The sequence below is a fragment of the Curvibacter sp. Hmag1.1 genome (assembly GCF_059769165.1).
Genome location: NZ_JBMBGX010000002.1, coordinates 2,632,810 through 2,658,725 on the forward strand (window position 1 = coordinate 2,632,810; position 25,916 = coordinate 2,658,725).

Genomic DNA, 25,916 nt, shown 5'->3' on the forward strand with positions numbered 1-25,916 from the left:
GGCTTTTCTACTTCAGGCAGGCCGCTTAGGGCTTGCTGGAAGTAGGGAATGGCCACGCAGCTTGAGGATTCAGCGTGGTTTGTGCCGCAGGGGCAGCGGCAGGCTTCGCAGCAGGTGCCTTTGCAGCCTTCTTTGCAGCAGGCTTCTTGGCAGCAGGAGCAGCCTTCTTGGCGGGAGCGGCTTTCTTCGCTGCTACGGCCTTTTTAGCAGGAGCTGCTGCTTTTTTAGCAGGAGCTGCAGCCTTCTTGGCGGGAGCGGCTTTCTTCGCTGCTACGGCCTTTTTGGCAGGAGCTGCTGCTTTTTTAGCAGGAGCTGCAGCCTTCTTGGCGGGAGCGGCTTTCTTCGCTGCTACGGCCTTTTTAGCAGGAGCTGCTTTCTTCGCGGGAGCGGCCTTCTTAGCGGCCAGTTTTTTTGCAGTTGCCATCATGTTCTCCTTGATCAAGGTGCAAGAAGCACTTTCCGCTGCGTATCTGGCAGAAAGTGATTCATGCCACTGGGCGCTATCCCAGCGGCATGAACTCGGTGTCGCACACCCATTGCACTGAACAAGCAGCAGCAGAACAGGGGCGAAAACTGGAGCGGCATAACGAGTTGATTAATCCCAGGACAGCGCGCCGCCGGACTGGTACTCGATAACACGCGTTTCGAAGAAGTTACGTTCCTTCTTCAAGTCAATCATTTCGCTCATCCACGGGAACGGATTTTCCTCATTCGGGAAAAGCGGCTCCAAGCCGATTTGTGTGGCCCGGCGATTTGCGATATAGCGTAAGTAGCCCTTAAACATCGAAGCATTCATGCCGAGTACGCCGCGTGGCATCGTGTCTTCCGCATAACGGTACTCAAGTTCGACGGCCTTCTCGAAAAGTGCCTTGATCTCCGCCTTGAATTCGGGCGTCCACAGATGAGGGTTTTCCAGCTTCAACTGATTGATCAGGTCGATGCCGAAATTGCAGTGCATCGACTCATCGCGAAGAATATATTGATACTGTTCAGCAGCACCAGTCATCTTGTTCTGGCGACCCAACGCGAGAATTTGGGTGAAGCCCACATAGAAGAATAGACCTTCCATCAGGCAGGCAAACACAATCAGAGACTTCAGCAGCACTTGATCGCTTTCAGACGTACCCGTGTGGAAGTTCGGGTCCATGATCGCTTCAATGAAGGGGATCAGAAACTCGTCTTTGTCGCGGATGGACTGGACTTCGTTATACGCGTTGAAAATTTCGCTCTCGTCCAGACCCAGGGACTCCACGATGTATTGATAGGCGTGGGTGTGAATGGCCTCTTCGAATGCTTGGCGCAACAGGAACTGCCGGCATTCAGGCGCGGTGATATGGCGATAAGTACCCAACACAATGTTGTTGGCGGCCAAGGAATCTGCAGTCACAAAGAAGCCGAGGTTGCGCTTGACGATGCGGCGCTCGTCTTCAGTCAGTCCATTGGGATCCTTCCACAACGCGATGTCGCGCGTCATGTTGACCTCTTGGGGCATCCAGTGATTCGCGCACGTAGCGAGGTATTTTTCCCAGGCCCACTTGTACTTGAAAGGGACCAACTGATTGACGTCAGTTTGTCCGTTGATGATGCGTTTATCAGATGCCTTGACGCGATGTCCGCCGGCACTCGGCTTGGCTGCTGGCATTGCAGTGGACAGCGGGGTAACCGATGTTTGAGCCGCGAATACAGAAGACACTGGTGCCTGCGCCACTGCGTCATTTCCAGACGGATTGCGCGCGTAATTCAACGGCGATGCGGGCTTGACTTCTTCGTCCCAGGACAACATAGATGATTCCAATTTGCAGATTATGTGAGCAGTGAATTGAATTGAAAAGTAATCATGCAATTCACTGAAAATTTGTGTTGTTCAATAGCATCGCAATTTGCACCGCGACGCTATTGAAATCATTGGCAGGACTCGCAGGTCGGGTCATCAACGCCGCAGAACTTGATGTCAGTTGCAGCATTGCTGGCCAACTCCATCTGGGCTTGTGCCGCTGCAGCAGCAGCTTCCAAGGCGCTGGACATTTTGGTGGAGCCTTGCGCATCGTTGCCGGATGACACTGCATTCAAACGTCCCGCTGTGACGGTCGATTTTTCAGCGTGTGTCGCAGACATCGTGCGGAGGTAGTAGGTGGTTTTCAGTCCACGCAACCAAGCCAGTTTGTAGGTCTCATCCAGCTTCTTGCCGGAAGCACCCGCCATATAGATGTTGAGAGACTGCGCTTGGTCAATCCACTTCTGGCGACGTGCCGCAGCTTCCACCAACCAGCGGGTTTCCACTTCGAATGCAGTGGCATAGAGCTGCTTGATTTCTTGAGGCACGCGATCGATCGGGCTCAGGGAGCCGTCGAAATGCTTCAGGTCCATGACCATCACGTCGTCCCACAAGCCAAGGCGCTTGAGGTCGCGCACCAAGTAGCTGTTAATGACGGTGAATTCACCGGACAGGTTGGACTTGACCGATAGGTTGCCGAAGCAGGGCTCGATGGATGCGTCCACGCCAATGATGTTGGAGATTGTCGCAGTCGGCGCAATGGCCACGCAGTTGGAGTTGCGCATGCCGTCAGCGGCAATCTTGTTGCGCAAGGCGTTCCAGTCCAGTGTGGAGGAGCGATCTACTTCCACATATCCGCCACGGGCGTTAGCCAACATGTCCAGAGTGTCTGGTGGCAACACGCCCTTGTCCCACAGGCTGCCCTTGTAGCTGTGGTACTTGCCCCGCTCGCGGGCCAAATCAGTGGAAGCCCAGTAGGCGTAATAGCTGATCGCTTCCATGGATTGGTCTGCGAACTCTACAGCCGCGTCGCTGGCGTAAGGAATGCGCAGTTCATACAGGCTGTCCTGGAAAGCCATCAGACCTAAGCCCACGGGGCGATGGCGCATGTTGGAGTCACGCGCCTTTTTCACCGCGTAGTAGTTGATGTCAATCACGTTGTCCAACATGCGCATAGCGGTGGAGATCGTGCGCTTGAGCTTGTTGTGGTCGAGTGCGCCGTCTTTCAAGTGTTGCAGCAGGTTCACGGAGCCCAGATTGCACACGGCTGTCTCAGTGTCGGATGTGTTCAGGGTAATTTCGGTGCACAGATTGGAGGAATGCACCACACCTGCGTGCTGTTGTGGGGAACGCACATTACATGCGTCTTTGAATGTGATCCATGGATGTCCGGTTTCGAACAGCATGGTCAGCATCTTGCGCCACAGATCGCTGGCTTGTACGGTGCGGGATGGCTTGATCTCACCACGCGCCGCTTTCTCTTCGTAAGCGACATAGGCCTTCTCGAATTCCGCGCCAAACAGGTCGTGCAAGTCAGGCACGTTGGACGGTGAGAACAGGGTCCAAGTGCCTTTTTCCATTACTCGGCGCATAAACAAGTCCGGAATCCAATTCGCGGTGTTCATGTCGTGGGTGCGACGGCGGTCGTCACCGGTGTTCTTGCGCAACTCTAGGAACTCTTCGATGTCCAAGTGCCATGTCTCGAGGTAAGTACAAACAGCACCTTTGCGCTTGCCACCTTGGTTCACAGCCACGGCAGTGTCGTTCACCACTTTCAGGAACGGTACCACCCCTTGAGATTCGCCATTGGTTCCCTTGATGTGGGAGCCCAATGCACGTACGCGTGTCCAGTCATTGCCCAGACCGCCCGCAAACTTGGAAAGGAGTGCGTTTTCCTTGATGGATTCGTAGATGCCATCCAGATCGTCAGGCACCGTGGTCAGGTAGCAGCTGGACAGTTGTGAGCGCAAAGTACCGCTGTTAAAGAGGGTCGGTGTGCTGGACATGAAGTCAAAGCTGGACAGCACTTCGTAAAACTCGATCGCGCGGGCTTCACGGTCAATTTCGTTCAGGGACAGACCCATTGCTACGCGCATGAAAAACGCCTGTGGCAACTCAATGCGGGTTTTGCCTTCGTGCAGGAAGTAGCGGTCATACAAGGTTTGCAGGCCGAGGTAGTCAAACTGCAAATCGCGGCCGGCCTTAAGGGCGCTACCCAAGCGCTTCAAATCGAACTGCTGAAGCTTTTCGTCCAGAAGTTCTGCGGCGATACCACGCTTGATAAAACCGGGGAAATAGTCCGCATAGGCTTCCTGCATATCAGCCTGAGCCACATCGCGGCCCAAGACTTCACGGGAGATCGTGTGGAACAGCAGGCGCGCAGTGGCGTAGGTGTAGTCCGGGTCTTTTTCAATCAGGGTACGAGCCGCCAAAATGGCCGCCTTGTAGACCTCGTCCAAGGGCACACCGTCGTAGAGGTTGCGCATGGTTTCCGCAAGGATGGGGGCCGCCTTGACATCAGCCCCCAAACCAGAACAGGCCGTTTCGATACGGAACTGGAGCTGAGCCAGATCCAAGGGTACCCGCTGACCGTTGTCAATGACGTGAATGACGGGCGCTGCAGGAGCCTCTGTCGCCACTTGTTTGGCGCGCTCTTGGGTGCGGCGTTCACGGTAAAGCACATATGCACGTGCAATTTCATGGTGGCCGCCGCGCATCAGGCCCAACTCGACCTGGTCTTGCACGTCTTCAATATGGAAAGTTCCACCGCCGGGCCGTGAACGGACCAAGGCGCGGATGACCTGCTGGGTCAACCCATCAACGGTTTCCCGAACGCTGGCGGATGCTGCGCCTTGGGTGCCGTGTACCGCGAGAAATGCCTTCATCATGGCCACTGCGATTTTGTTCGGCTCAAAGGGCACGACGGCGCCATTGCGGCGAATGATCTGGTACTGCGCAAATGCGTTTGTTACGGTCGATTCTGAGCCCGGGACGGGAGACAACAGAGGGGCTGTAGTGGTTGATACAGCAGTAGAAATAGATTGCATGATTTCCTCGTCTAAATCGATGTTTTTTTGTGGTGATCCGGTGTCAGTCATGGTTGTCACGGTGACGCCATATGTCCATGCGCAACAATCAGGGCACACTATATCTGGGGTCTGTGGCGGTGACAAGCCACTACCGGTAGTGTATCTGCCTCTACGCAGCGATTTGCTCAGCGCAAACCCGAGGGTGTATGGGCACCAGTGTTTTTATGGTGTTGCCAAGCCTTGAAATCCGGTGTTTTGGAGCCCCAACGCAAGTGTTGGCGGGGCTCAGCAGCAAATTTCATCGGGAAACGCGCGCCGGTTCTGAATGCGCACTATTCGGGTGCGTTCAAACAGGCTTCAAAATTTATTTTGAGTTGTGCGAACTCAGATTTGTCCGGTGTCGCTTTGTGGCACCCCGGAAGGAAAATGCCATCCGGAAATCTCTGGCCAAAGCTTCAGTTCGGACCATTCAAATCCTGGTCCCGGGTCGGTTTTGCGACCCGGGGCAATGTGTTCATGTCCGGCAAGGTATTGAATCTGGTAGTTTTGTGCAATCGCCCTACACAAGCGGTGAAGGCTTTCATACTGAGGCGGAGTGAACCTGTCCTCCTCGGTTCCTTCCAGCTCAATACCGATGGAGTCATCGTTGCAGTTGTCGCGATCCCGGTAGCAGGACTTGCCCGCATGCCACGCGCGTTCGTTACAACTGACAAACTGCAAAACTATCCCGGTTCTCCGGATGAAGAAGTGGCTCGATACCTCCATGCCCCGTATGGTTTGGAAGTAAGGGTGCGCATCCCAGTCCAAAGTGTTGGTGAAAAGTTGCTGCACCTCAGGGCCGCCATATACACCAGGCGGTAGCGATATGGAGTGGATAACTACCAGGTCGACAACTGCGCTAGCGGGTCTGGGGCCGAAGTTGGGAGAGGGTACGTGCTGTGCTTCGGACCACCATCCGGCGTCCCAACCGGATGCATTGGGCAGTGCGGGGTCAGGGTGTCTTGTCACGGTCTTCCCCCGGCACATCGATGCGCAAGCGCTCCATGCGATAACGTATCTGGCGCAGGCTGATTCCCAGTCGCTGGGCTGCAGCAGTGCGGTTGAAACGTGTTTCTGTCAGTACGCGAACCAGAATGTCGCGCTCTTGGGCGTCCAGATGGCTTTGCAGGTCGTTGGGTATGGCCAGTGGTGCAGGCGCTGTTGCCAGTTCATTCATGACATCGGTTTGCGCCTGGATATCTAAGATCTCTTTATTTGCAAGGGCTGATTCTTGTGTGGGCAATAGCACCGCAGGTGTGGAGTCCGCGTAGGCGACATCCATTTCCAGGGCGGAGCCATCCGATAGCGCCATGGCTCTGTGCAACAGGTTCTCCAGTTCCCTGACATTGCCTTTGAGTGGATGCAGCTTCAGTTGCTCCAACATGGAGGCTGAAATCGCCGGTACGGGGCTGCCGGTTTCAGCGCATATACGTTGGAGGATCGCCCTGCACAAAACCTCCAGGTCGTCTTTGCGCTCGCGCAAAGGCGGGAGGTGGATATCGATGACATTCAGTCGGTAATAGAGGTCTTGGCGGAACGTGTTGGCCGCGACTTCTGCTGCCAGGTCTTTGTGTGTGGCGCTGACCAACCGCACATCGACAACTTCCTCCACATTGCTTCCCAAGGGGCGGATTTTTCTCTCCTGAATGGCACGCAGAAGTTTCGCTTGCATGGCTAGAGGGAGATCGCCGATTTCGTCCAGAAACAAAGTCCCCCCGTGCGCCGCTTGGAAAAAGCCGGTTCTGTCTTGCGTCGCTCCTGTATAGGCGCCTTTTTTGGCGCCAAAGAACTCCGCTTCCAACAAGGCTTCGGGGATCGCACTGCAGTTCACTGCAACCCACGGCCCTTGAGACCGATGGCTATTCGCGTGCAGGGCTCTGGCCGCTAACTCTTTACCCGTACCGGACTCGCCCCGAATCAGGACGGGCGCCATACTGCGTGCCACCTTGGCAATGCGTTCCTTGACCGCGAGCATGCCTACAGAGGAACCCGCCATCAACTCCAAGGCGGATGCAGCGGTCGCGCTGGCTGCCACTCTCGCGACCGTTTTCGCACTTGTAGTCGCTGCGTCTAATCCACGGCTGTCACTAAGTGCCGATGCGACTGCAGTCCGGAACTGCTTCAAGTCGACTGGCTTTGTCAGGTAGTCAAAGGCGCCAGCTTTCAGGGACTCGACGGCATTTTCGGCTGATCCGTAGGCCGTAATCACCATGCAGCGCTCGCCCCGGAATTGATGACGCAGGTTCTTCAGAATATCAATACCCATGCCGTCAGGTAGACGCATGTCAGTAATGACCAGGTCATAAGGCTGACGCGCCAAGGCTTCCAGCGCTTCCTGCACGGATGCGGCGGTGTCGACTTGATGGCCTTCCCGTAGAAGGGTCAGTTCATAGAGCGTGCGCAGATCCGGTTCGTCGTCAATCACCAGGATCTTTGAGGCGCTCAATACAGGGAGGCTTGCCATGGTGTGTTGTGGTCGCTTTCAGCGCTCATGGAAGATGTCAATCTTGTCAGGGTCAGCATGAATTCGTTGCCCTCATGCAGTTGGCTGTCACGTATCCGGGAATTGCGTTGGTAGGTCAGAGTCGCGCTGTGTCGCTCGCACAGCTCGCGGGAAATATACAAGCCGAGGCCGCTGGAGCGGCTCTCCGACGAGAAGAAGGGTTCGAAAAGATGCCGTTCCACTGTCTGGTCCATGCGTGCACCATCACTCCAGATGGACACCAAAGCGACTTCATCGCCATAGGTCACTGTGATTTGAATGGCCTCCAAGTGGCGACTGGCATAGCGGTGCGCGTTGTCCAGCAAATTGACCATGACTTGCCGCAAATGATCATGGTCAAACCGGACAGAATGCACTGCTGGATCAATCTCAAATCCGATCATTCCGGTCTGACCATGTTGCTGAGCCCAGTCTCGTGCGATTTTGTACACCGCTTCACTCAGGCCGTGCAGGGCGTCGCGCTCACTAAAGTTGGCGCCGCGCGCCCGGGCGACGTTCAGGATGTCATCCACGATTTTTTCAAGTCTTTTGGCGTTCTGCCCGACCATATTCGTCAAGCGAAGCTGCTTCGGGTCACTCAAATCCTCTGCGAGTAGTGCGTTGGCCTGCGCAATCGCCGCCAAAGGATTGCGGATTTCATGGGCTACCGCTGTGGACATGCGTCCCATACTGGCCAATTTTTCGGTGCGCAACCGCGCCTCCGCTTGGCGTTGGTCTTGCAGGAACAAGACGCACAGACTGTCTTCCCCGATACCTTGGGGCGCTGCCAGCCGGGTTCGGGCCAGAACCTTTAATGGCGCGCTTCCTTCATGCTGCAGTGAGACTTCTGCCTCTTGCTGTTGGCCACTGCCCAGGCTGAGCCTGCTTAAATGCAGGAGAGGCCTCCACGCGGGGTCAGCCTTGAGATCGAACACTGCTGCGCGCAGGCGGTCCTCATCGCCCAGCAACGCGCGTGCTGCGGGGTTGGCTGCACGCACGATGCCACCCTGGTCCACGATCATCACGCCCTCCGGCAGGGCTTCGATCACCAGTTCATTCACCTCCCGCTGGATGGTGGCCGCCAACTGGCTTTGCCGTGCTCGCTTACCTTCATTGGCCAGTCGTGTTGCCAATTGGTTCGCCAGAAAGGCAATCGCGAAATAACCTACGCCACTGAGTCCAGCTTGGACGAACGAGGCCGGGTTGTCTTGATCGCTGCGAATCTGGGTCCAGACTGCCCCCCCCAGAAGCAACATTGTCACGCCGGCTGCGGTCCCCAATGCCAAACGCAGGGACCCCAAAACTGAAGCCAGCAGCACCGGCAAGGCAAACAAAGGGGTGTAATTGAGACTGTTCCCGTGAAGCCATTGCAATGCCGAGAACGCCAGCACGTCAATGCCAATTAGCACGCCCCAAGAGCGAGTAAACGCCGCGCCCAAGGGGCGGGGGCGCAAATGAAGTCGGGTAGCTAGCGTGCCCAAAAAATAGGCTATGCAAACTGCCAGCAAGGTTTTGCTATGGGCCGGGCCGGTCGCATAAAGCGTGATTTGAAGTAGTACCAGCACTATGCCCAAGACCAGGCGTGCCGTCATGAATGCCTGCCACAGCCGTTTGAAGTCCCCCTGGTCTTCTGCGAGTCCGGGAACGGCTTCCAGCGCCGATGCACCGAACCAGGAGTGCTCCCCTTGCTCCTGCTGCATCAGTGTTCAGCCAACGAGCGGTGTCCGTCGCTGCAGTAGCGCCCGCGCGTGCCCGCAACCATGTCGGAGAACGGCATATGCAGTCCGCAGTGCGTGCAGGCATGCATCTCCACCGTCTTAGAAACAGGCTCTGCCTGCTCTTGCGTATGCGGGCTGTCAGGCACACGGAGCTTGCTGCGGATCCTCCACAACACCGCCAAAGCAATCAGCAGTAACAAGAGGTACTTCACGTGGACCGTCCCAGTAAAACTTCCAGCACGAAGCGCGAGCCGATATAGCCCAAGAGCAGTAGCACGGAGCCTGTGTAAAGCACAGCCACGGCGCGTTTGCCGCGCCAGCCGAAGCGTGCCCGGCCCAATAGCAAGATGGCGAATGTGACCCACGACAGAACAGAAAAAACCGTCTTGTGATCCCAATGCCAGGCATGGCCTTGGCCGTACACCAAGTCGCCGAACACGTAACCCATGACCAAGGTGGCTGTCAGCAAAACAAAGCCGGCACCCACAAACCGGTAGGTGAGCCGCTCCAGGGTCAACAAGGGCAAGCCGCTATGCGGATCAGCAGCTTGGCGGATGCGTGCCTCTGCGCGCCCCATAAGCCATGCATGCACGACTGCGGTGCCAAATAGTCCATAGCTTGCAACACCGAAGGCCAGGTGCGTGGGCAACCATATGGACGCGCTGCTGGATAGCGTCGATCCCGGAAAGATGCAGGCCAACACGACCGCCACCGCACCTACTGCGGACAAGGCCCATCGGGTTTGCAATTGGGGGTAAATCTGGCTCTCAATGGCATACAACGCGGCCACCACCCATGCGGTCATCGACAGAGCTGGTGCAAAACCGAATTTCGTAGGGGGTAGCAACAGTCCCCAAGCCAGCACCGCCCCGTGCAGAAACCACGCCAGTGCGACCCATCCTCGGGCTGCGGCGGGTGACAGGTGGGTAGCCCGCAAGGCAGGCCACGCATAGGCGCAGGCCGCCAAAACCGACAACGCTAAGCTGGTGGAAGACGCACTGGCTAAAATCATGTGCACAGTTTAGCGTTTTGCTCCCTGCCGGCACTGTCCGGCTCACACCGCAGGTTGCGCCTGCCGGAATACTTCAATATGGCCTCCGCTCTTACCGACAAACTATCCCGCCTCGTCAAAGACCTGCGAGGCCAGGGCCGTATCACCGAGTCCAATGTCACCGACATGCTGCGCGAAGTGCGAATGGCGCTGCTGGAGGCCGACGTGGCCCTCCCGGTGGTGCGCGACTTTATTGCCCGGGTGAAAGAAAAAGCGCTGGGTCAGGAAGTGCTGGGCTCCTTGCAGCCCGGTCAGGTGTTGGTGAGCATCGTGAATCGCGAGCTGGCCGCCACCATGGGTGAGGGCGTGAGCGACATAAACCTCGCGGCCCAACCACCCGCCGTCATCCTGATGTCGGGCTTGCAGGGTGCGGGTAAAACTACCACCACCGGCAAGTTGGCTAAGCACTTGATTGAAAAGCGCAAAAAAAAGGTGCTGACCGTATCCGGTGACGTGTACCGCCCTGCCGCAATCGAGCAGCTCAAAACCGTGACCGCCCAAGCCGGTGCGGAGTGGTTCCCCTCTACCCCGGACCAAAACCCGGTAGACATCGGCCGTGCCGCGCTGGACTACGCCAAAAAGCACTTCTTTGATGTGCTGCTGGTCGACACCGCAGGCCGCTTGGCGATTGACGAAGCCTTGATGTCGGAAATCAAGAACCTGCACGCTGCGCTCAACCCGGTTGAAACCCTGTTTGTGGTGGACGCCATGCAGGGCCAGGACGCGGTCAACACCGCCAAGGCCTTCAAGGAAGCGCTGCCACTGACCGGCATCATCCTCACCAAGACCGATGGTGATTCGCGTGGCGGTGCCGCACTCTCAGTGCGCCAGATCACCGGCGCACCCATCAAGTTCGCCGGTACCAGCGAAAAACTCGATGGTCTGGAGGTGTTCGACGCCGAGCGCCATGCGGGCCGCATTCTGGGCATGGGCGACATCGTGGCGCTGGTGGAGCAAGTCACTGCCGGGGTGGACATCGAGGCTGCCAAGAAGTTGGCTGAAAAGGTCAAGAGCGGTGGCGGCTTCGACCTGAACGACTTTTTGGCCCAGATCCAACAGATGAAGCAAATGGGGGGCCTCTCCAGCCTGATGGACAAGCTGCCTGCAGCCATGGCGGCCAAGGCCGGTCAGGTGGACATGGACAAGGCGGAGAAAGACATCAAGCGCAAGGAAGGCATCATCCACAGCATGACGCCGCTGGAGCGTCGCAAGCCCGAACTCATCAAAGCCACGCGCAAGCGCCGTATCGCCGCCGGTGCGGGCGTGCATGTGCAGGAAGTCAACCGCATGCTCAAGGAGTTTGAGCAGATGCAAGAGATGATGAAGAAGATGAAGGGCGGCGGCATGATGAAGATGATGAAGCGGCTGGGGGGCATGAAGGGCATGCCCAAGATGCCCTTCTGATGGCCGAACACACTCCGCAACAGGTACTCAAAGGCATAGGCCTGGCTATCCTGGCCATGGCCTGCTTCGCCACCCTGGACACCACCACCAAATGGGTGTCACTGAGCGCCCCGCTGATGGTGGCCATGTTTTTCCGGTACACGTTTCAGGCAGTGGCCACCACGGCCATTGAGCTGCCGCGGCAGGGGCGCGCCTTGCTGCAGACCGAGCATTTGGGCTTGCACATCGCGCGTGGCGGTTTGTTGCTGGCGACCAGCATCTTTGCGTTTCTGAGCCTCAAGCACATGCCGGTGGGCGAGTTCACCGCCATCGTGCTGCTGACCCCGTTGGTGGTGACCTTGCTGGCAGCGCGCATGCTGCATGAGAAGGTCTCGCGTTTGCGCCTGTTGCTGGTGGCGGGCGGCTTCATCGGCACGCTGGTGATCGTGCGCCCGGAGGGCGCGGACTTCAACTGGGCCTTGCTCTTTCCCATTGGCGTGGTGCTGGCCAATGCAGGCTTCCAGCTGTTGACCAGCAGCATGGCAAAAACCGAAGACCCGATGACCATGCAGTTCTACACGGGCTGGACCGGAGCAGTGGTCGCCCTGTGTGCCTTGCCTTTCATTTGGGTACCGATTGCGTCACCCGCGGTCTGGGCCGGCCTGGTGTTCATGGGTTTCATGGGTAGCCTGGGCCACTTCATCTTCATCCAAGCCTTCAAGCGCGCACCGGCGTCGATCCTTATGCCCTATATGTACGCCCAGATTGCCTTTGCCATGCTGGGGGGGGGGGCTGGTTGATGTTCTCCCACGTCCCTGACCACTGGACGCTGGCCGGTATGGGATTGATCGCTGTCTGTGGTGCGGCTGGGGCGTGGCTCACGGCTCATGAGAGCCGCGCTGCGGCGGAAGCGCTTGAACACTAAAAGGCTCCATGGCGCGGACGGTCAATTTTGGTCCATATATGTTGCGGCATGAAAACACGGGTGCCTTGCATGATCAGGTCACTTGGCCTTCTTTGCGGACCTAAGGAAGAGGATTATTCATTCGCGTCCTTAGCGGTTTTTGTTGCCTGGTTAGCTGGATATGATCTTGCTACTGAGCCGAGTAAACCTGCCGAACAGGTCCCAGAAACAAACAGTAAAAATGAGGGAGAAGATGATGGATGAGTTGGTATATCCGCGAGAACGTGTGCTTGGGAAGATTACTTTGGCGCTTGGCATCGTTGCCTGGCTGCTCATTCTTGTGGGTACGTTGGGCTTGGCCTTGATTTATGTGCTTTTGGGGTTTATTGCTTATATATTTGCACAGTCTGCGTGGGTGGCTGCAGTACGCGGCACTGCCGTGCAAATCACTGAAGAGCAATTTCCGGATCTACATGCTAGATTCAAAGATTGCTGCGAAAAGCTGCATATAGATGTACTGCCTGAGGCTTACTTGTTGAATGGGAACGGTATTTTCAATGCCTTCGCCACTCGGTTCTTCGGACGCAATTTCGTAATTCTTTATTCCGATGTTGTAGATACTTTTGAAGTTGAGCCAGACAGCATCAACTTCTATATCGGACATGAGCTAGGGCACATAAGGCTAAAGCATCTGACGGGTCAACTTTGGCGTCTGCCTATGATGTGGCTTCCTTTACTGGGCGCTGCCTATTCACGCGCTAAAGAGTACTCGTGCGACCTCCATGGTCGAGCCTGTTGTGAAAGCGCTGAGACAGCTGCCAGGGCGTTGATTGTCTTGGGTGCAGGTCCTATTCGGGTCAAAACGACCGATATCCATGCGTACACGCAGCAGGTCGTCAATGCTGCTGGGTTTTGGTCTTCATTTCATGAAATCGTCAATGGGTATCCATGGCTGACGAAGCGTGTCTGGCGCATAAGGACACCGGATCGGACATTGCCTCAACGCAATCCGTTTGCTTACTTCTTGGGGCTCTTCGTTCCGTATGGCGGGGCAGCTGGTGGTGGTTCGGGATTTCTCATTTTGGTCGCGATTCTTGGGGTCATGGCCGCAGTAGCTCTACCGGCATATCAGGAATACACGAACAAAGCAGTCGTGAGTCAGGCTTGGATTCAGTCTGCTCCAACGCGAAATCAGTTGGCAGCCTTTTATGGGCAACACCAGAAGGTTCCTACCTTTCGCGAAGCAGGCCTGGAAGAAACCTTGCCAGATGGAAGGCGCATGGGTATCAATTCCGAAAGCATGATCGTCGACGTGCCGACAAAAGCAGGGACCCTTTTGTTGGTTCCCAAAGTCGCACCAGATGAAGCAAACGGCATTGCATGGACTTGTGAGGCCGGTGAAGGGATGAAACCCGCGGCACTCCCCTTATCCTGCTCGAACTAACCAGTTCATTGGTTCGGCGGATGAAAAGCCCCCCCCGGTTTTTCATCAATTCGTCAGGTCACAAAAGTTGCAACCAATGGCCGGCCTAGGTTGTTTAGCTGCCAGCGAGATATAGAGGGCGATTAAAGCTGAGGGTCGCAGCGGTTTTAAAAGTGCTACGAGCTATTTCCCCAATGAGGGTTTTCGAAGCAAGTTTTCAATTTACAATTTTCTCACGGTTTATCAAAAGCCGTTTTCAACTTAACGTTCAATATTGCAGGGAGAAAGCATGAAGAAGTTTGTTATTGCCGGTTTGTTGCTGGCTGCATCTGGTCTCACTTTGGCTGCTGGCGCACAGGGCTCCGGTCCAAGCCCATACACCGAGTGCGGTATCGGTGCATCAATTTTCAAGGATACGGATTGGGCTGCTGCTACTTCAAACGTGACATGGGATCTGGGTACCACGGCTTTGTCTTCCGCTTCTTATTCTCCTGAGATGTGCTCCCCCAAGAAGGTCAAAGCAGCTATGTTGATTCGCGACAACTATGCCCAGATTTCTGAAGAAATCGCTCGCGGTCAAGGCGATCATTTGAGCGCTGCACTTGAAGTGTTTGGCTGCAGTGCAGTAGCTCAGCCCGTAGCGGCCACCCAAGTGCGCGGTGAGTTTGGGCGCATGGTATCGACCTCTTCTTACGGCGGTCAGAGCCAAATCCAGAAGGCTGGCCAAATGTATCAAGTCATCCAGTCAGCTGCCCAAGGCCGTTGCGGCGCTTGATGCCTTTGCGATCTCATGAAATAGCCCCTTCGGGGGCTTTTTTTCGTCTGCAGATGCCGGCTTTGTTGCTGGTGTTTTCGGTTTTGCTGGGGTGTCCTCTGGCCTCCCGATCGGCATTGGAGGTCCCTAGTGCGACTTCTGGCTATGTGGAGTTATCCCGCGACGCAACGTGGTTGCGCTTGCTGCATTACCAAGGGGGAGTCATCGGCAACACCCGGAGTGCGATTCATAGCCCCGAGTTTTTCTTGGATCCCCAAGGTAGCACAGACGCGGCGGCAGAGTTGTCCGCGACAGTTCGTGCATTTCATCAGCCTGTCGTCGTGGGGGGTGAGGATGATCACGCTGCATGTCGCTTTCCGGCTCGCAGGCAGTGGCTGGAGACGCGAATATCCGGGCTGCGGAATGAGCTCCAAAGCGTTCTCAAGGATTTGAGCTGCCCGGCTTTCGTTGAGTGGGGCGATCCTCGGGACATTGATTCCATCAGCCTGATGTTTGCCAATGGCTATTTGGGCAATCCAGCTTCCTATTACGGCCACTTATTCTTGAAGTTCAACTCCAAGAAGAGCGGGCAGTCGTATCTGCTCGACAAGACTGAAAATTTCGGGGCACTTGATGTGAAAGGTGACAACCCGGTCCAGTACATCGCGAAAGCGCTGGTCGGTGGTTACGACGGCGGATTCAGCCAAATCGATTTTTTCTATCACGACGCGACTTATACGGAGAATGAGTTTCGTGACTTGTGGGAGTACCGTCTCGATCTAGCGCCAGAGGAGGTGCGCTTCCTCTCCGCCCACGCCTGGGAGATCCATCGCAAGCGTTACACCTATTTTTTCTTTCATGACAACTGCGCATTCCGGGTCGCGGAAGTGCTGGAGCTTTTGAAGGATGTGAAGGCCGTGCCGACGGCCGCGCCATGGGTTATTCCGCAAGAGGTGGTCAAGGTGGTTGCGAATCAGTCCAGGGACGGCAAGCCCTTCGTAAAGGAGCGAAGACTCCATCCCTCCCGGCAGTCACGTCTGTATCAAGGTTTCAATGCCCTCAATGGCGAGCAGCAGGCGCTCGTGCAATCGATCGCCGTGCAGAGAATCACCCTAAGTGACCCTTCAGTCAAGTTGCAGCCTGAAGCCGATCAAGCCAGGATGGCGGACACTTTGCTCGACTACTATCAGTTCACCAGTGGTAGCACGGATGCGGGAAGTGAAAAAAAATTGCCGGAGGCCTATTTCTCGGTGTTGAAGGCCCGCTTTGACTTGCCGCCTGCAGTCACAGCCCCCAAGGGGGCTGTAGCGGATGCAAGGGATGCGCCTGATGTGGGGCGTTCTCCCGGATGGGTGCAAATCGGGCTGGGGAGTCAAGAAGGGGCTGGTCCGGTTCAGACCCTACGCATTCGCCCTGCCTATTACGATGATTTGGATAGCGATGCGGCTCAGGCTCCGTGGAGTGGTTTGAGCATGGGGGATCTCACTCTGGAACGGCAGAGCGACACGGTGCAGGTGAAGAAACTGGACTTCGTGGCCATCAACAGCAACAGACCTTCCATGACCCGCATGCCCGGTGACGGGGGTACGGGGTGGACAGCCCGATTCGGCCTTGAGAAACAAAGCCTAGCTTGCACAGATTGCCTAGTCTTTCGCCTTCAGGGCGACTATCGCAAGGTCATGTCGTTGCCGACACCCAATTCCATTCTTGCACTTGGCTTGGGCGGCGCCGTGCAGTCCAACCGAAACAACGAAGGTATGGCACTTACGTCTGTATTGCTGAAACTTTCCAAGCGGTTTCAGAACGGGAGTCATGTCAATTTGAGCCAAGAAACCAAGGTGTCGCTTGACCGTTCCGAGAGCACTCGCCATATCAGCACTTTGGAATGGCGGACCCCTATTTCTCGCGCAATGGATTGGCGACTTTTGTGGGAGCGTGACGGCGTGGCGCGAACCACCTTCGGTTTTGGTGCCTATTGGTAAGCAGGCGTAGGAGTATGGTGACTAGTTGCTTGATGGGCTGCTGGCGCATACGGAATTTGCGCGAACAGCTCCTAAATCAATAGCAAATCAAAGCATCCGTCCGATCTTCACAAACCGGTCGTGCCACGACAGCGCCTCGCTCAGGATGTGCGGAGTGTGGCGGCCAGGGGCTGTCTGCTGGGCACGGTCAAAGTAGTCGCGCAGGGCAGGGCGGAAGTCGGGGTGGGCGCAGTGCTCGATGACGAGTTGGGCCCGCTGGGTTGGCGACTTGCCGCGCAGGTCGGCCAGGCCTTGTTCGGTGACGATGATTTCCACATCGTGCTCGGTGTGGTCGGTGTGCGAGACCATGGGCACGATGCACGAGATGGCGCCGTCCTTGGCGGTGGAGGGCGTCATGAAGAAGGACAGATAGGCGTTGCGCGCAAAATCGCCCGAGCCGCCGATGCCGTTCATGATGCTGCTGCCCATGACGTGGGTGGAGTTCACGTTGCCGTAAATGTCGGCCTCGATCATCGCGTTCATGGCAATGAGCCCCAGGCGGCGAATCACCTCCGGGTGATTGCTCATCTCTTGGGGACGGAGCACGACGCGCTCGCGGTAAAAGTCGATGTTGGCGTTGAACTCGTCCAGCGCCGCCGGGCTGAAGGACAGCGCAGTGGCCGAGGCCATGGTCAGCTTGCCGGACTTGATCATCTCCAGCATGCCGTCTTGCAGCACTTCGGTGTATGCGGTGAGGTTGTTGAAGGGGCCCTTGTTTAAGCCGATGAGCACCGCGTTGGCAATATTGCCCACGCCACTCTGCAGCGGCAGCAGGTCCGCAGGCAGGCGGCCGGCGCTTACCTCTTGCTTCAGGAACTGGATGATGTGCCCGGCAATGCGTTCGGAAGTTTCATCCGGTGGAGAAAAAGGCGAGTTGCGGTCGTGTTCGCTGGTTTCCACCACGGCAATCACCTTGGCCGGGTCGCAGTGCAGGTAGCAGTCGCCAATGCGGTCGCCGGGCGCCACCAGCGGGATGGGCTGGCGGTGCGGCGGAATGCGGGTGCCGTAGTAAATGTCGTGCATGCCCTCCAGCCCGGTGTGCTGATGGCTGTTGACTTCCAGAATGATGTGGTCGGCCAAGTCCAGCCAGGTCTTGTTGTTCCCCACCGAGGACGAGGGGATCAGCCTCCCGTCGGGCAAGATACCAGCCACTTCCACCACCGCCACTTTGAGTGGCCCGAGAAACCCGAACCACGCCAGCTGCGCCACGTGCGAGAGGTGAATGTCGGTGTACTGCATCTGCCCCGCGTTGATCTGCTTGCGCACCGTGGGGTCGGACTGGTAAGGCAGTCGCATGGAGACCCCGTGGGCTTGGGCCAGTGCGCCGTCCAGCTCGGGCGCGGTGGAGGCGCCCGTCCACAAACCGATTTGGAAGTTCTCGCCCGCTGCGTGCAATGCTTCCATGCGTTTTGCCAGCGCCTGCGGCACCGCCTTCGGGTGGCCCGAGCCGGTAAAGCCGCTCATGCCCACATTCGCCCCAGCCGGGATGAGGGCGGCGGCGGCCTCGGCTGACATGATCTTGGCCTGAAAGGCGGGGTGTTGAATGCGGGAGGCCGATGACATGTTCATAAATTCCGGGGCAATGATGCGAGGTCGGGCGGTCGGTGACGGTGCGGGTCATCTTACGTCTGGCTTGCGGGTTTACCCTTCCGAAATTCTTGACCTAAGGCAAGCAAAAAGCAAAAAGGGCTCCGGCAGGAGCCCTTCATCCATGGCGTATCAACCTCAGGTTGCGTGCTCTGCAGTCAGCACCTCACCGCGCAAGGTGTAGCTGCGCGTCTCAGTGATCGTCACATCCACCAACTGCCCCACCAGGCGTGGATTACCAGCAAAGTTCACCACCCGGTTGCACTCGGTGCGGCCCATTAGCTCGCCGTTGTCCCGCTTGCTGCCGCCTTCCACCAGAATGCGTTGCACCGTGCCCAGGCGTTGGTTGCTGATAGTGGCAATGTTGGCGTTGATGGCGGCTTGCAGCTCTTGCAGGCGGGCCAGCTTCACTTCGTGTGGGGTGTCATCGTGCAGGTTGGCCGCCGGCGTGCCGGGGCGGGGGCTGAAGATGAAGCTGAAGGAGTTGTCAAAGCCGATGTCATGGATCAGCTTCATCATCTTCGCGTGGTCTTCATCCGTCTCGCCAGGGAAGCCGACGATGAAGTCCGAGCTGATGCTCATGTCGGGCCGGATGGCGCGCAGCTTGCGGATAGTGCTTTTGTATTCCATGGCGGTGTAGCCGCGCTTCATAGCCATCAAAATTTTGTCGCTGCCGTGCTGCACCGGCAAATGCAAGTGGCTCACCAGTTTGGGCAGCTTTTCGTAAGCCGCGATCAGGCTGGGCGTGAACTCGTTGGGGTGGCTGGTGGTGTAGCGGATGCGCTCTATGCCGGGGATGTCGCTCACATATTCCAGCAAGGTGGCAAAGTCGGCCATCTCGCCCGAGTCGCCCATGGCGTTGCGCCAGGCATTCACGTTCTGGCCCAGCAGGTTCACCTCTTTCACGCCCTGGTCGGCGAGGCCCGCAATCTCGACCAGCACGTCTTCAAAGGGACGGTTGATTTCCGTGCCGCGGGTGTAGGGCACCACGCAGTAGCTGCAGTATTTGGAGCAGCCTTCCATGATGCTCACGAAGGCACTGGCACCGTCCACCTTGGCGGGGGGCAGGTGGTCAAACTTTTCGATCTCCGGGAAGCTGATGTCCACCTGCGGCTTGTCCAGCGCTTTGCGGGCATTCAGCATTTCGGGCAGGCGGTGCAGGGTTTGCGGGCCGAACACCACGTCCACATAAGGTGCGCGCTTGATGATTTCGGCGCCTTCCTGGCTGGCCACGCAGCCGCCCACCCCGATTTGCACCCCTTTGGCCTTGAGGTGCTTGATGCGGCCCAGGTCGCTGAACACCTTCTCTTGTGCCTTCTCGCGCACCGAGCAGGTGTTGAACAGAATCAGGTCGGCCTGTTCCACATCGTCTGTGGGCTCGTAGCCCTGCGCTGCGCCGAGCACGTCAGCCATCTTGTCCGAGTCGTACTCGTTCATCTGGCAGCCGAAGGTTTTGATAAAGACTTTTTTGGACATGATGGGTTTGTTTCAATGCTATGAATTCAGGAGCTGCTCGCGCATACGCAGCGGGCGCCAGGTGCCAAATGGCTACCAAAGTGAATGCTGGAGGCGACCCGGGGTCGCACCTGCTTACTTGGAGTACGAGGGCTTGGCCGGGATGAGCTGGGCTTCCAGCTCGGTCATCACCCAAACGTCATGCAGCATCCCGTTGGGTTCGCGGGTGTACATCACAGGCAAGGTTTGCCCGATCAGGGTGGCCGACAGGGCCAGCATGCCGTTAGCCCCGCGTATCCGAGCGCCGGGGGACAGGCGGTCGGCTTTGGTGTCCAGCAGCACCTCGGGCGGCGCTTGGACAATCAGCGTGCCACGCAGCGCGTTAGAGGGAAAGGTGCGTACTGCCACCACGGAGCCATCCGTAGTGGTGAGGTTTCTGCTGGTAGGGCCGGTTTGCGCGATGACACCTGTGGCCGCAAGGCCCAGTGAGCAAAGCAAAAGAATGCAGCGGTTCATGGTGTGTATCCAGAGGCTGTGAATGAAGTGCCGCATTTTAGTGGCTGAGCCCCAAACCGGGCCAGCCAAGAAAAAAACCCGCAGCGCTTTCGAACTACGGGTTTTCTTGTTTGGTGGTCGTAGGTGGACTTGAACCACCGACATCAGCATTATGAATGCTGCGCTCTAACCAACTGAGCTATACGACCGAAGACCGGCATTATAGACCAGAATTTATTGGTGCGTAAAGTTCGCCGCGCGTTTGTTCACGAAGGCGTCCATGCCTTCCTTCTGGTCTGCGGTGGCAAACAAGGCGTGGAACATGCGGCGCTCGAATGCAATTCCGTCTGCCAATGTGCCTTCAAACGAGCGATTCACGGCTTCCTTGGCCGCCATGGTGGCTACTTGAGAGAAAGCGCAAATTTGCAGCGCAGCACCCAGAGCTTCTTCCTGCAGCTTGTCCAGCGGCACCACGCGGCTCACCAAGCCTGCGCGCTCGGCTTCAGCGGCGTCCATCATGCGGCCGGTCAAGGCCAGGTCCATGGCCTTGGACTTGCCCACAGCACGGGGAAGGCGTTGCGTGCCGCCCGCGCCGGGGATGATGCCCAGCTTGATCTCGGGCTGGCCGAACTTGACGTTGTCCGCGGCGATGATGAAGTCGCACATCATGGCCAATTCGCAGCCGCCGCCTAGCGCAAAGCCGCTCACAGCGGCGATGACCGGCTTGCGGATGGTGCGTATGGTTTCCCAGTTGCGGGTGATGAAGTCACCCTTGTAGGCATCTGCAAAGCTGAACTTGGCCATGGCCGTGATGTCGGCGCCGGCGGCAAAGGCTTTCTCACTGCCGGTGATCACCATGCAGCCGATGGCGGGGTCCGCGTCAAAGGCCTTGAGCGCCGCGCCCAATTCATCCATCAGTTGATCATTCAGCGCGTTGAGCTGCTTGGGGCGGTTGAGCGTGATGATGGCAACCTTGTCGCCTTCGATACGGGTGGTGATGCATTCGTAGCTCATGATGGAACTCTCCGGATTTTTGATGTTTTGAACTATAGCGAAGAGGGTTTGCACATGACTGACGCCGGCACGACTCTTACCAACTCCTCTGAATCTACCGTCACCTACGCCGAACAGGGCGCAGTGGCGTTGCTGACCTTGAATCGCCCGGCAAGCCTGAACAGCTTCACCCGCCAAATGCATGCCGATTTGTGGAAGGCGCTGGACCGCGCAGAATCGGATTCCGCCATCCGTGCCGTGATCATTACCGGTGCAGGCCGCGGCTTTTGCGCAGGGGCGGATTTGACGAAATTCGATTTCGAGCCCGGCCCCAACCTCGTGGAGCGCGCCGATCCCGGCCCCGTGATCGACCAGGCCTTCAACCCTACCACCCGGCGTATTCAAGCTTTGCGCATGCCGGTGATTGCGGCCGTCAATGGCGTGGCTGCAGGGGCAGGGGCTTCAATGGCATTGGCTTGTGATGTGGCCATTGCTGCGCCGGGTGCCAAGTTCATTCAGGCATTCAGCAAGATAGGGCTGGTGCCTGACGCCGGCAGCAGCTGGTTCATGCCCCAGCGCCTGGGCATGGCCCGGGCGCTTGCCTTGGCGATGACTGGTGACGCGCTACCTGCCGCGCAGGCCAAAGACTGGGGGCTGATCTGGGAAGTGGCCGAAGACTGTGTCACAGCAGCCATGGATATGGCTCAGCGCTTGGCCGCGATGCCGACTACCGCGCTGGTGGCTACCCGCCATCTACTGCGCGACGGGCTTAACCGCAGCCTGAACCAACAGCTGGACGCCGAGCGGGATACCCAAAGTGCCATGGGCCGCACCCATGACTATCTCGAGGGCGTGATGGCATTCCGTGAGAAACGCGCCCCTCGATTCACTGGCAAATAGCTGCAGGGTTGGTGAAGAGCCGGATCAGCCGGCGCTCTCCAGCCATTTATTGGTTGCGGCCGCATCGCGCACCGACAGGCGCACGGCTTGAGAGGCTGCAGGCAGGGTGAGTTGCAGGTTCATCAGCCGCTTGTCACGCGATACGACTGCTGTGACTTTCTTGGCCTTGCCGGTGTAAAGCGTCAGGTCGTCCAGGGCCTGCATGCGCCAGGGCTCGTCCTCGGCTTGCACGGCCAGCCATTCGTCGCCTGCCGCAAAGCCGGCCTTTTCGGCCGCGCCGCCGCGCAGCACTTGCTGGATGAACAGCCCGCCGGACTCCTTGACGCGCAGCCCCAGCTGTTGGGCCACCTGGTCCGGCTCGCGGTTCACTTGCACGCCGTGCTGCTCCAGCAGCTCGGCCACCGGCAGCTCCTTGGTGCTGTGCACCCAGCGCTCCAAGTCTTTGGCAAACGAGCGGCCACCCAGCTCTTGCAGCACGGTCAGCAGGTCGGCTTCGGTCATGGGGCCCCCGGCGCAACGCGTCCAGAGGCCGCGCATCACGGCGTCCAGCGTGGTCCTGCCCTCGGCCCGTAGCGTCAGGTCCAGGCACAGGCCGACCAGGGAACCCTTGGTGTAGTAGCTCACGGTGGCGTTGGCGGTGTTTTCGTCCTGGCGGTAGTACTTCACCCAGGCGTCGAAGCTGCTTTGGGCCACGCTCTGCACCAGTCGGCCGGGCGTCTGGTTCACTTGGTTGATGGTCTTGCTCAGCAGTTTGAGGTAGGCCGCGTTGTCGATGCGCTTGGCGCGGCGCAAGAGCAGATCGTCGTAGTAGCTGGTGAAGCCTTCAAAGAACCACAGCAGCTCGGTGTAGTTTTCCCGGGTGTAGTCATAGGTGGCCAGTTCTGCGGGGCGCAAGCGCTTCACGTTCCAGGTGTGGAAGTACTCGTGGCTGATCAGCCCCAGCAGCGTGGTGTAGCCCTCGGGCTGCTTGTGTGTGGTGGGCGCCAGCGTGCTGCGGGGCAGGCGCGGCAGGTCTTTGCGGTTGCAGATCAGCGCCGTGGAGTTTTTGTGCTCCAGCCCGCCGTAGCCGTCGTGCACCGCGGCCAGCATGAAGACGTAGTTTTTGAATGGAATCGGGCTCTGGCGCCCATCCTTCTTGCGCGAGGCGCTCTCTTTTTGATAGCTTTCGAGTTCGCTGTCATGCCAGAAACGCATCTCGGCCTCGCAGATGGCGCGAGTGTCGGCCAGCAGTTGCTCGCCATCGAAGCTGGGCGGAGCGCCCGCCACCACAAAGCGGTGCGGCACTCCGAATACCTCGAAACTGCCGCTCCAGAACGGGCCCATTTCCACCGGGCAGTCCACCAGGGTGTCGTAGTCCTCGGCGCGGTAGAGGCCGAAGCCGGCTTTGTCGATGCGCACCGGCTCCAGTCCGGTGGCCAGCTGCCAGCCTTGGGCGTCTGCAACCGGCAGCATTTCCAAAGTGTGCGGCTGTGCTGCTGCTTCGGGCACCTGCAGGCACAGGCTGGTGCCATTGAAAAAACCGCGCTGCGCGTCCAGCCAAGCGGTGCGCACTGAGGCGTCGAAGGCGTAGACCTCGTAGCTCACTTCCAGCGGCAGCTCCGGGCGACAGTGGGCTTGCCAGGTCGCCTTGTCCAGTTGCTCGGCTGCGACCCGCTTGCCGCCTTGGCGGCATTCCAGCTTTTGCAGGTGCTTGGCAAATTCGCGCAGCAGGTAGCTGCCCGGTATCCAAGCCGGCAGCCGCAGCACCTGCAGACTGGACGGCGACGCCACCGTCATGGTGACCCGGTAGAGGTGGGCATGCAGATCTGCCACTTCCACCCTGTAGTGCACTGCAGCCTGAGGGGCAGAGGTCTTTGCCACGGATTTGGCGGTCTTGGGGGACTTGGAGGAATTTTTCATGCCAAAAAACCGGTTTGCGCCCGCCGGATATGCGCGAGCAGCTATGAATTCAGGAGCGTTTTCTTTCGGGTGCGACTGTGAAAGAGCGGATGCCCAGGCGCTTCAGCCCTTGGCGTCTTTCAGGTGCTTCTCGATTTGCTGGGCGTCGATGGCACCAGGCACGCGGTTGCCGTCTTCAAACAGCAGGGTAGGGGTACCTTGAATGCGGTAAGTTTTGCCGAACTCCACGTTGCGGGCCAGGGGCGTGGTGTCGCACATGGCGGCGGCAGCAGGTGCGGGTTGGTCGCGAAGCATCCAATCCTGCCAGGCGACCGCCTTGTCCTTGCTGCACCAGATGGCCTTCGACTTTTCGGTGGAGTCCGGTCCCAGGATGGGGTACAGGAACATGTAGACCGTCACGTTGTCGATCTTCTGCAGGTCACGCTCAAAGCGCTTGCAGTAGCCGCAGTTGGGGTCTTCAAACACGGCTACCTTGCGCGAGCCGTTGCCACGCACGATGGTGAATGCGTCCTTGAACGGCAGGGTGTCGAACTTGATCGCAGTGAGCTTGTTGATGCGCTCTTCGGTCAAGTTGCGCAGGCCCTTGGTCTCAAACATGTTGCCCTGGATGAGGTAGTTCCCTTTGGCATCGGTGTAATAGATCTCGGCGCCGTTGACGCGGACTTCATACAGGCCCGGAATCTTGGAGGGGCGCACTTCGTCAATCGCCTTGAGCTGGGGCACGCGTTTGGCAATGGCTTCGCGGATGGCGGCCTCTTGGGCAGTTGCGCCGGTGGTGAGGGCGGCCAAGGCCAAACCGAGGCAAGCGGCAAACAATCGGGTGAAATGCATAAGGGGAAAGTTCCGTTCAGAAAAGTTGGACTAAGGCCTTAAAGGCCCATTGCGCGGCGGGCTACCCAGCGCTTCAGGGGCAGAAGGTTGTCAAAGCCCCGCATGCCCCAGCTGCGTGCACTTTGCACCAGTTCATGGGGATGTGAAAAAAGTTGTTGCAAGGAATCGCCACTGCCACCCACCATCGCGAATTCAGCTTTGCGGGCCCGTTCATACTGGCGCAGCAGGCGCATATCGTCCACCGCGCGCCAATAGCCGCGGCCATCCAGCACCTTCACCAGTTCGGCCACGTCGCCCAGCCCGAGATTCAGGCCTTGGCCCGCCAAGGGGTGTACGTTGTGGGCGGCATCGCCGGCCAGTACCCAGGCACGTGATGCGCCAGCCATCGAGGCCGTACCTGCCCAGCGCCGTGCCACAGCATGTTGCAGGGGCCAACTGGCACGGCGGCCGGTGAGGCGCAAGCTGCCCACGGCCATGCGGGAGGCGGTTTGCAATGCGTCGGTAAATTCCATGTCAGGGCTGTTCAGCAGGTGTTGTGCGCGCTCGGGACTGACTGACCACACCAGGGCGTGGAAGTTCCCTTGTGCGCCGCCCATCGGCAATAGTGCGGCAATTTCGCCTTCATTGAACCACTGACGCGCAGTCTGCCCGTGAGGGAGCTCGCTCTCCACCCGGGCCGCGACTGCCCATTGATCGTACTTGAACACGTCGAACTCAACGCCGAATTCATCACGCGTGGTGCTAGAGCGGCCTTCACATACGACGGTGAGGGTGGCGGGCTGGGGCGAGTCGACCACGGTGATCAGGGGCTGAAACTGCACGGCTTGTGCCAATTGCTGCTCCAGCACCGGCACATCGACGATCCAGTTCAGTGCCTCAGCTCCCTGGTCTGCTGCCGCAAAGTTCACTTGGGCTTGGGCATCCGCTTCGACCTGCATGTGCAGGACAGGGGTGGCGCTGTCTCCTGCGGGCCAGCAACGCACCCCTTCCAACAGCGCGCGGGATTGCTGATTGAGTGCGTACGCTCGCACATCAGTGTCTGCTGCCGTGTTTCCGGCAGCGGTCACTACCAAGGCAACCTTCAAGCGTTTGGCCGCTAGATGCAGCGCCAGCGTGCGCCCCACAATGCCAGCGCCACGGATACAAATGTCATAGGTTTGGGCCATGCGGGCATTGTA

Annotated in this window: 21 protein-coding genes and 1 tRNA gene; 6 read left to right on the forward strand and 16 right to left on the reverse strand. The window is 58.2% G+C overall.

Going from position 1 to position 25,916, the window contains the following annotated elements:
• Positions 1 to 25 precede the first annotated feature (25 nt).
• From ACOAP0_RS13110 to ACOAP0_RS13145, 8 genes are all read right to left on the reverse strand, one after another.
• Positions 26 to 424: a histone gene (locus ACOAP0_RS13110; protein ID WP_498376755.1), complete on the reverse strand. Its 399-nt coding sequence runs from the start codon at positions 422 to 424 to the stop codon at positions 26 to 28.
• 171 nt (positions 425 to 595) lie between these two features.
• On the reverse strand, positions 596 to 1,783 hold the full coding sequence (locus tag ACOAP0_RS13115) for a ribonucleotide-diphosphate reductase subunit beta (RefSeq protein ID WP_498376756.1): 1,188 nt from the start codon (positions 1,781 to 1,783) through the stop codon (positions 596 to 598).
• 119 nt (positions 1,784 to 1,902) lie between these two features.
• Positions 1,903 to 4,821: a ribonucleoside-diphosphate reductase subunit alpha gene (locus ACOAP0_RS13120; protein WP_498376757.1), complete on the reverse strand. Its 2,919-nt coding sequence runs from the start codon at positions 4,819 to 4,821 to the stop codon at positions 1,903 to 1,905.
• Between the two features lie 366 nt (positions 4,822 to 5,187).
• Positions 5,188 to 5,829 (reverse strand): 1,6-anhydro-N-acetylmuramyl-L-alanine amidase AmpD, encoded by a 642-nt coding sequence (gene ampD, locus ACOAP0_RS13125; protein WP_498376758.1) that lies wholly within the window; start codon positions 5,827 to 5,829, stop codon positions 5,188 to 5,190.
• Positions 5,795 to 7,306 (reverse strand): sigma-54-dependent transcriptional regulator, encoded by a 1,512-nt coding sequence (locus ACOAP0_RS13130; RefSeq protein ID WP_498376759.1) that lies wholly within the window; start codon positions 7,304 to 7,306, stop codon positions 5,795 to 5,797. The genes ampD and ACOAP0_RS13130 overlap by 35 nt, the downstream gene beginning before the upstream one ends.
• Positions 7,285 to 9,024, reverse strand: coding sequence for a two-component system sensor histidine kinase NtrB (locus ACOAP0_RS13135; protein ID WP_498376760.1), 1,740 nt, complete (start codon positions 9,022 to 9,024; stop codon positions 7,285 to 7,287). Before ACOAP0_RS13135 ends, ACOAP0_RS13130 begins: the two co-directional genes overlap by 22 nt.
• Entirely contained in the window at positions 9,024 to 9,254 is a 231-nt protein-coding gene (locus ACOAP0_RS13140) for a PP0621 family protein (protein ID WP_498376761.1), read from the reverse strand. The genes ACOAP0_RS13135 and ACOAP0_RS13140 overlap by 1 nt, the downstream gene beginning before the upstream one ends.
• A complete protein-coding gene (locus ACOAP0_RS13145; protein ID WP_498376762.1) occupies positions 9,251 to 10,054 on the reverse strand; it encodes a cytochrome C assembly family protein in 804 nt (267 codons plus the stop codon). Before ACOAP0_RS13145 ends, ACOAP0_RS13140 begins: the two co-directional genes overlap by 4 nt.
• A gap of 78 nt (positions 10,055 to 10,132) precedes the next feature.
• Here ACOAP0_RS13145 and ffh point away from each other — a divergent pair, with 78 nt between their 5' ends.
• The 5 genes from ffh to ACOAP0_RS13170 all read left to right on the forward strand — a co-directional run bounded on the left by ffh (position 10,133) and on the right by ACOAP0_RS13170 (position 16,539).
• On the forward strand, positions 10,133 to 11,497 hold the full coding sequence (gene ffh, locus ACOAP0_RS13150) for a signal recognition particle protein (RefSeq protein WP_498376763.1): 1,365 nt from the start codon (positions 10,133 to 10,135) through the stop codon (positions 11,495 to 11,497).
• Positions 11,497 to 12,276, forward strand: coding sequence for a DMT family transporter (locus tag ACOAP0_RS13155; RefSeq protein ID WP_498391433.1), 780 nt, complete (start codon positions 11,497 to 11,499; stop codon positions 12,274 to 12,276). Before ffh ends, ACOAP0_RS13155 begins: the two co-directional genes overlap by 1 nt.
• Before the next feature lie 360 nt (positions 12,277 to 12,636).
• On the forward strand, positions 12,637 to 13,824 hold the full coding sequence (locus ACOAP0_RS13160; protein WP_498391434.1) for a M48 family metalloprotease: 1,188 nt from the start codon (positions 12,637 to 12,639) through the stop codon (positions 13,822 to 13,824).
• Between the two features lie 268 nt (positions 13,825 to 14,092).
• Positions 14,093 to 14,578 carry a DUF3015 family protein gene (locus ACOAP0_RS13165; protein WP_087496333.1) on the forward strand — a complete coding sequence of 162 codons (486 nt, stop codon included), beginning with the start codon at positions 14,093 to 14,095 and terminating at the stop codon, positions 14,576 to 14,578.
• Complete coding sequence (locus ACOAP0_RS13170) at positions 14,578 to 16,539, forward strand: Lnb N-terminal periplasmic domain-containing protein (protein ID WP_498391435.1); 1,962 nt, start codon at positions 14,578 to 14,580, stop codon at positions 16,537 to 16,539. Before ACOAP0_RS13165 ends, ACOAP0_RS13170 begins: the two co-directional genes overlap by 1 nt.
• Before the next feature lie 87 nt (positions 16,540 to 16,626).
• Here the strand turns inward: ACOAP0_RS13170 and scpC are convergent, their stop codons facing one another.
• The 5 genes from scpC to ACOAP0_RS13195 form a co-directional block, all read right to left on the reverse strand.
• A complete protein-coding gene (gene scpC, locus ACOAP0_RS13175; RefSeq protein ID WP_498376768.1) occupies positions 16,627 to 18,141 on the reverse strand; it encodes a succinyl-CoA:acetate CoA-transferase ScpC in 1,515 nt (504 codons plus the stop codon).
• Between the two features lie 162 nt (positions 18,142 to 18,303).
• Positions 18,304 to 19,641 (reverse strand): tRNA (N6-isopentenyl adenosine(37)-C2)-methylthiotransferase MiaB, encoded by a 1,338-nt coding sequence (miaB, locus tag ACOAP0_RS13180; protein ID WP_498376769.1) that lies wholly within the window; start codon positions 19,639 to 19,641, stop codon positions 18,304 to 18,306.
• Positions 19,642 to 19,755: 114 nt separating this feature from the next.
• Positions 19,756 to 20,136: a hypothetical protein gene (locus ACOAP0_RS13185; RefSeq protein WP_498376770.1), complete on the reverse strand. Its 381-nt coding sequence runs from the start codon at positions 20,134 to 20,136 to the stop codon at positions 19,756 to 19,758.
• A gap of 111 nt (positions 20,137 to 20,247) precedes the next feature.
• Positions 20,248 to 20,324 (reverse strand) — tRNA-Met (locus ACOAP0_RS13190).
• A gap of 25 nt (positions 20,325 to 20,349) precedes the next feature.
• Positions 20,350 to 21,129: an enoyl-CoA hydratase gene (locus tag ACOAP0_RS13195; RefSeq protein ID WP_498376771.1), complete on the reverse strand. Its 780-nt coding sequence runs from the start codon at positions 21,127 to 21,129 to the stop codon at positions 20,350 to 20,352.
• Between the two features lie 54 nt (positions 21,130 to 21,183).
• On the opposite strand from ACOAP0_RS13195, the gene ACOAP0_RS13200 reads away from it, so the two are divergent.
• Positions 21,184 to 22,008, forward strand: coding sequence for an enoyl-CoA hydratase-related protein (locus tag ACOAP0_RS13200; RefSeq protein WP_498376772.1), 825 nt, complete (start codon positions 21,184 to 21,186; stop codon positions 22,006 to 22,008).
• Between the two features lie 24 nt (positions 22,009 to 22,032).
• Here ACOAP0_RS13200 and ACOAP0_RS13205 read toward each other — a convergent pair whose 3' ends face one another.
• The 3 genes from ACOAP0_RS13205 to ACOAP0_RS13215 form a co-directional block, all read right to left on the reverse strand.
• Positions 22,033 to 23,907 carry a M61 family metallopeptidase gene (locus ACOAP0_RS13205; protein WP_498376773.1) on the reverse strand — a complete coding sequence of 625 codons (1,875 nt, stop codon included), beginning with the start codon at positions 23,905 to 23,907 and terminating at the stop codon, positions 22,033 to 22,035.
• Positions 23,908 to 24,009: 102 nt separating this feature from the next.
• Complete coding sequence (locus ACOAP0_RS13210; RefSeq protein ID WP_498376775.1) at positions 24,010 to 24,738, reverse strand: DsbC family protein; 729 nt, start codon at positions 24,736 to 24,738, stop codon at positions 24,010 to 24,012.
• Between the two features lie 38 nt (positions 24,739 to 24,776).
• Positions 24,777 to 25,904: an FAD-dependent monooxygenase gene (locus ACOAP0_RS13215; protein WP_498376776.1), complete on the reverse strand. Its 1,128-nt coding sequence runs from the start codon at positions 25,902 to 25,904 to the stop codon at positions 24,777 to 24,779.
• Positions 25,905 to 25,916: the final 12 nt, after the last annotated feature.